We start from the raw sequence: 3,473 nt of genomic DNA on the forward strand, positions 1-3,473 counted from the left end.
CAACTGGTATGAAGTACAGAGGAATCTGTTTACTTTAGTTGTACGTGAGCATATTTTTGCTAATCTTAATAGCGATCGCATGATCTAGAATACATAGATAATGTTTTTTGTCAATGCGTAAGTCCTAGATAAAACTTTTGTTCTGCAATTTAGAGTTTTTGCAGATGATTCATGGTGGAATTATTCCCCTAATCAAATTATTAACAAGTACCATTTACCATCTAGATATTTACTAGTCAGTAACACATTAGCACCGACCAAGAATCATTTTGTTGTGCTGGAGGCATTGAAAATACTCAAAGAACGTAATCAATCCATGCTAGTTGTGTTTACGGGAGATATCCACGACTATCGTAATCCAGGTTACTACAATAAGTTTCTTAGTTGTATCCATGAGTTTGGGTTACATGATTATGTAAGGATTTTGGGTATGATTCCTAAAGGGGATCAATTTCAATTACTACGTGGTAGTGTGGGATTATTGCAACCATCTTTCTTTGAAGGATGGCATACGGGAGTAGAAGAAGCCAGAATGTTAGGTAAAACAATAATTTTATCTGATATTCAGGTTCACCAAGAGCAAGATCCGCCAAATAGCTTGTTTTTTGATCCCCATATTGCTGAAACATTAGCAGAGCAAATACTGACAGTTTTTGAAGCAGATTTGGGTGAACACAATTTGGAAAAAGAAACAATTGCTCGTCAAAGCTATTTGCATCTGCAACTAGGATATGCGAGAAGATTCCTACAGTTGGCTGACTTATGAATGATTTGTGCCAAAATCTAGTAATATGGGGAGCTTCTGGCCATGCGTTAGTAGTGGCTGACATCATCCGCTTAATAAATCAATACAAAATTGTCGGATTTTTGGACGACATAAACTTACATTTACATGGTAAGAATTTTTGCGGAGTAACTATTTTAGGAGGTAGAGAAAAATTTGATCAACTTCATGATGATGGGGTTAAATACTCACTGATTGCTATTGGCAACTGTCAAACTAGACTAGAATTATCAAACTTAGTTGAGCAAAATGGTTTTCGTTTAGCCACAGCAGTCCATCCTCAAGCAATTGTAGCTGGTGATATAGTTATAGGGTCAGGTACAGTAATTTGTGCCGGAGCAGTAATTAATCCCAGTGCAAAAATTGGTAAAAACGTCATAATTAACACTACTGCTAGTGTAGATCATGAATGTGTGATTGAAGACGGGGTTCATATTGGACCAGGTGTTCATATTGGTGGTAGAACAACCATCAAACAAGGAGCATGGATAGGAATTGGCGCAACGGTGAGCGATCGCATTACCATCGGGGCAAATTCCATTATTGGTGCTGGAGCGGTTGTAGTGCGGGATATACCCCCTGGTGTAGTAGCCTACGGAGTTCCGGCAAAAGTGATTAGAAATATTGATTCATCTGTACAATATTAATTGACCATGAATTTTTACAAAAAAATCGAGTATACAACACCCGAATCAACCAAAAAAGCGATTCAATCAGCTTTAGAGGATTATAAACTTATTCATTTAGTTGTTCCCAATCTTCAACTATCTACCCATGAATTTTATACTGATCTAAGTAATTACTTAGGATGGGTAATTGATATGGATGAAGATAAGGAGACTGGTAAAAAAACTGGCAACCGCTGGATTGACATTAGCTATGATCCAGCACAACCTAATAAATATCGCTCCAGCAATACCCGACAGCCTTTACATACTGATAATTCCTACCTCAATCATCATGATGCTGTTAATTACTTTTATTGTCTTTCCCAAGCTAAACTAGGTGGAGCGACTATTTTTCTGGATAGCGATTTATTAGTTCAAGCTTTAGAAATTGATCAAGAATATGGATTGTTAGAAGATTTGAAAACTATTCCTGTTTGTTTTTCTAGGCATGAAAATTGGAAAACAAAGCCGATTATTACAGAAGATGAATTAGGATGGCGATTAAACTATAATTACTACCGATTAGACCCGAAAAATGCACCTGAAGCTAAAGAATTAGTAGAAAGGTTTCAGCACTTTTTGGAAACTCGAATTCACAATAGTCAAATCACTACGAATTTGCTTTTAAGTCCGACAGATGCAGTATTTTTTCATGATGAAAGACTTTTGCATGGCAGAACGGCCTTTTTTACTACTCAAAAAGGTGAAAGAACACTGATCAAAGGATCAGTTATTCTCCACTCTCGCAAGCCGAAAAATTTTCATTTAGAAAACATTGGCCAAGATGAAATCATTAACACATAAACTGGGATTTGGCACTTGGCAATTTGGTGGTGAAAACATAGTTAATGGACAGCATAAAGGTTGGGGAGATATTGAAGAAGCCACAGCCATTCAATCTGTTCACCTAGCCATAGATGGAGGAATACAATTTTTTGATACTGCGGATGCCTATGGATGGGGACGAGCAGAAGAAATTTTAGGGAAAGCTATTAAGCATTATCCCAAAGACAAGTTGCGAATCTGTACAAAATTTGGAAATCGCCAGGATCATCAAGGTTATAGTTACCAAGACTTTTCAACCCAATGGTTAGAGCAAGCTGTTACTAATAGCTTAAAACGCTTAAAGGTAGATTGCATTGATATTTTGCTATTCCACAGCCCTCCTGATGACTTCGACTGGAATGGTTATGATGTCTCTATACTCACAGGATTAATTCAGAAAGGATATATTAAGCAATATGGCGTTAGCTCCAAAACTGTAAAAGGGGCTTTAAAAGTTGTAGAATATTCTTTTGGTAATGTAATTGAAGCGATTTTTAATATTTTAGATCGCCGAGCCGAGGAGTTTTTGTTTAACCACCTAAATCCTGCATATCAATTTATCGCTAGAGTTCCTTTAGCATCAGGATTCTTAAGTCATAAATACCTTCATCAACAACCAAATTTTGCTGATAATGATTGGCGTAAGTATTTACCTGCAGGGGATCAACAATGGTTATTAAATAGTTCAAGAAAATTAGATTTTTTGGATGAATTACCCGGCGGAATCACCGTTTCAGCATTAAGATATGTTTTGCACCATCCTCAAGTTGAGGTGGTTATTCCGGGTATGAGAAGCCCCAGTCAAGTTACGGCTAATTTACAAGCAGTGAAACTGGGTGCATTAGATCCGGTGATCATCAAAAAAATTCAGGATTCCGTTCCTGATGTTCCCGTACATTGGCAATTTTAGTTAGAGATCATAGTTGCAAACCAGGAATCTTTGTCACCCCAACAAGAATTAGTAGAACACCTAATGGCAATTATTCACTGCTTTTCTTGTCGGTTGTACGGATTGAGAAATTACTCCAAAGAAATCAAAGATCATCTCAAGAATGCTATTAACGAACCTATACAAAGTGTGTCAAACTTAGACAATAAAGAAATACAGTGTTGAGAGCGTCTAATGCTTTTATCCATTAAAACAAAACTCAAGTTAAATAAAACCCAAGAAATATTAATGGCTAAACACGCGGGTA

The 3,473-nt window shown here is 36.8% G+C and carries 4 protein-coding genes and 1 pseudogene; all 5 read left to right on the top strand.

The genetic code is table 11. From position 1 onward, the window contains the following. Positions 1 to 199 precede the first annotated feature (199 nt). A complete protein-coding gene (locus H6F32_RS20060; protein ID WP_313926674.1) occupies positions 200 to 766 on the top strand; it encodes a glycosyltransferase in 567 nt (188 codons plus the stop codon). Further along, a complete protein-coding gene (locus H6F32_RS20065; RefSeq protein ID WP_190371032.1) occupies positions 763 to 1,431 on the top strand; it encodes an acetyltransferase in 669 nt (222 codons plus the stop codon). The genes H6F32_RS20060 and H6F32_RS20065 overlap by 4 nt, the downstream gene beginning before the upstream one ends. 6 nt (positions 1,432 to 1,437) lie before the next feature. Then, a complete protein-coding gene (locus tag H6F32_RS20070; RefSeq protein ID WP_190371033.1) occupies positions 1,438 to 2,256 on the top strand; it encodes a TauD/TfdA family dioxygenase in 819 nt (272 codons plus the stop codon). After that, positions 2,237 to 3,187: an aldo/keto reductase gene (locus tag H6F32_RS20075; protein WP_190371034.1), complete on the top strand. Its 951-nt coding sequence runs from the start codon at positions 2,237 to 2,239 to the stop codon at positions 3,185 to 3,187. The genes H6F32_RS20070 and H6F32_RS20075 overlap by 20 nt, the downstream gene beginning before the upstream one ends. Continuing rightward, positions 3,188 to 3,391 (top strand): annotated as a pseudogene (locus tag H6F32_RS20785) (IS607 family transposase); the annotation flags it as partial. Between the last annotated feature and the right edge of the window lie 82 nt (positions 3,392 to 3,473).

Source organism: Anabaena sp. FACHB-1237 (assembly GCF_014696225.1).
GTDB lineage: Bacteria > Cyanobacteriota > Cyanobacteriia > Cyanobacteriales > Nostocaceae > FACHB-1237.

Coding starts and splice junctions, on each gene's coding strand:
- H6F32_RS20075 (WP_190371034.1), top strand. CDS start 2,237: ATGAAATCATTAACACATAAACTGGGATTTGGCACTTGGCAATTTGGT.
- H6F32_RS20065 (WP_190371032.1), top strand. CDS start 763: ATGAATGATTTGTGCCAAAATCTAGTAATATGGGGAGCTTCTGGCCAT.
- H6F32_RS20070 (WP_190371033.1), top strand. CDS start 1,438: ATGAATTTTTACAAAAAAATCGAGTATACAACACCCGAATCAACCAAA.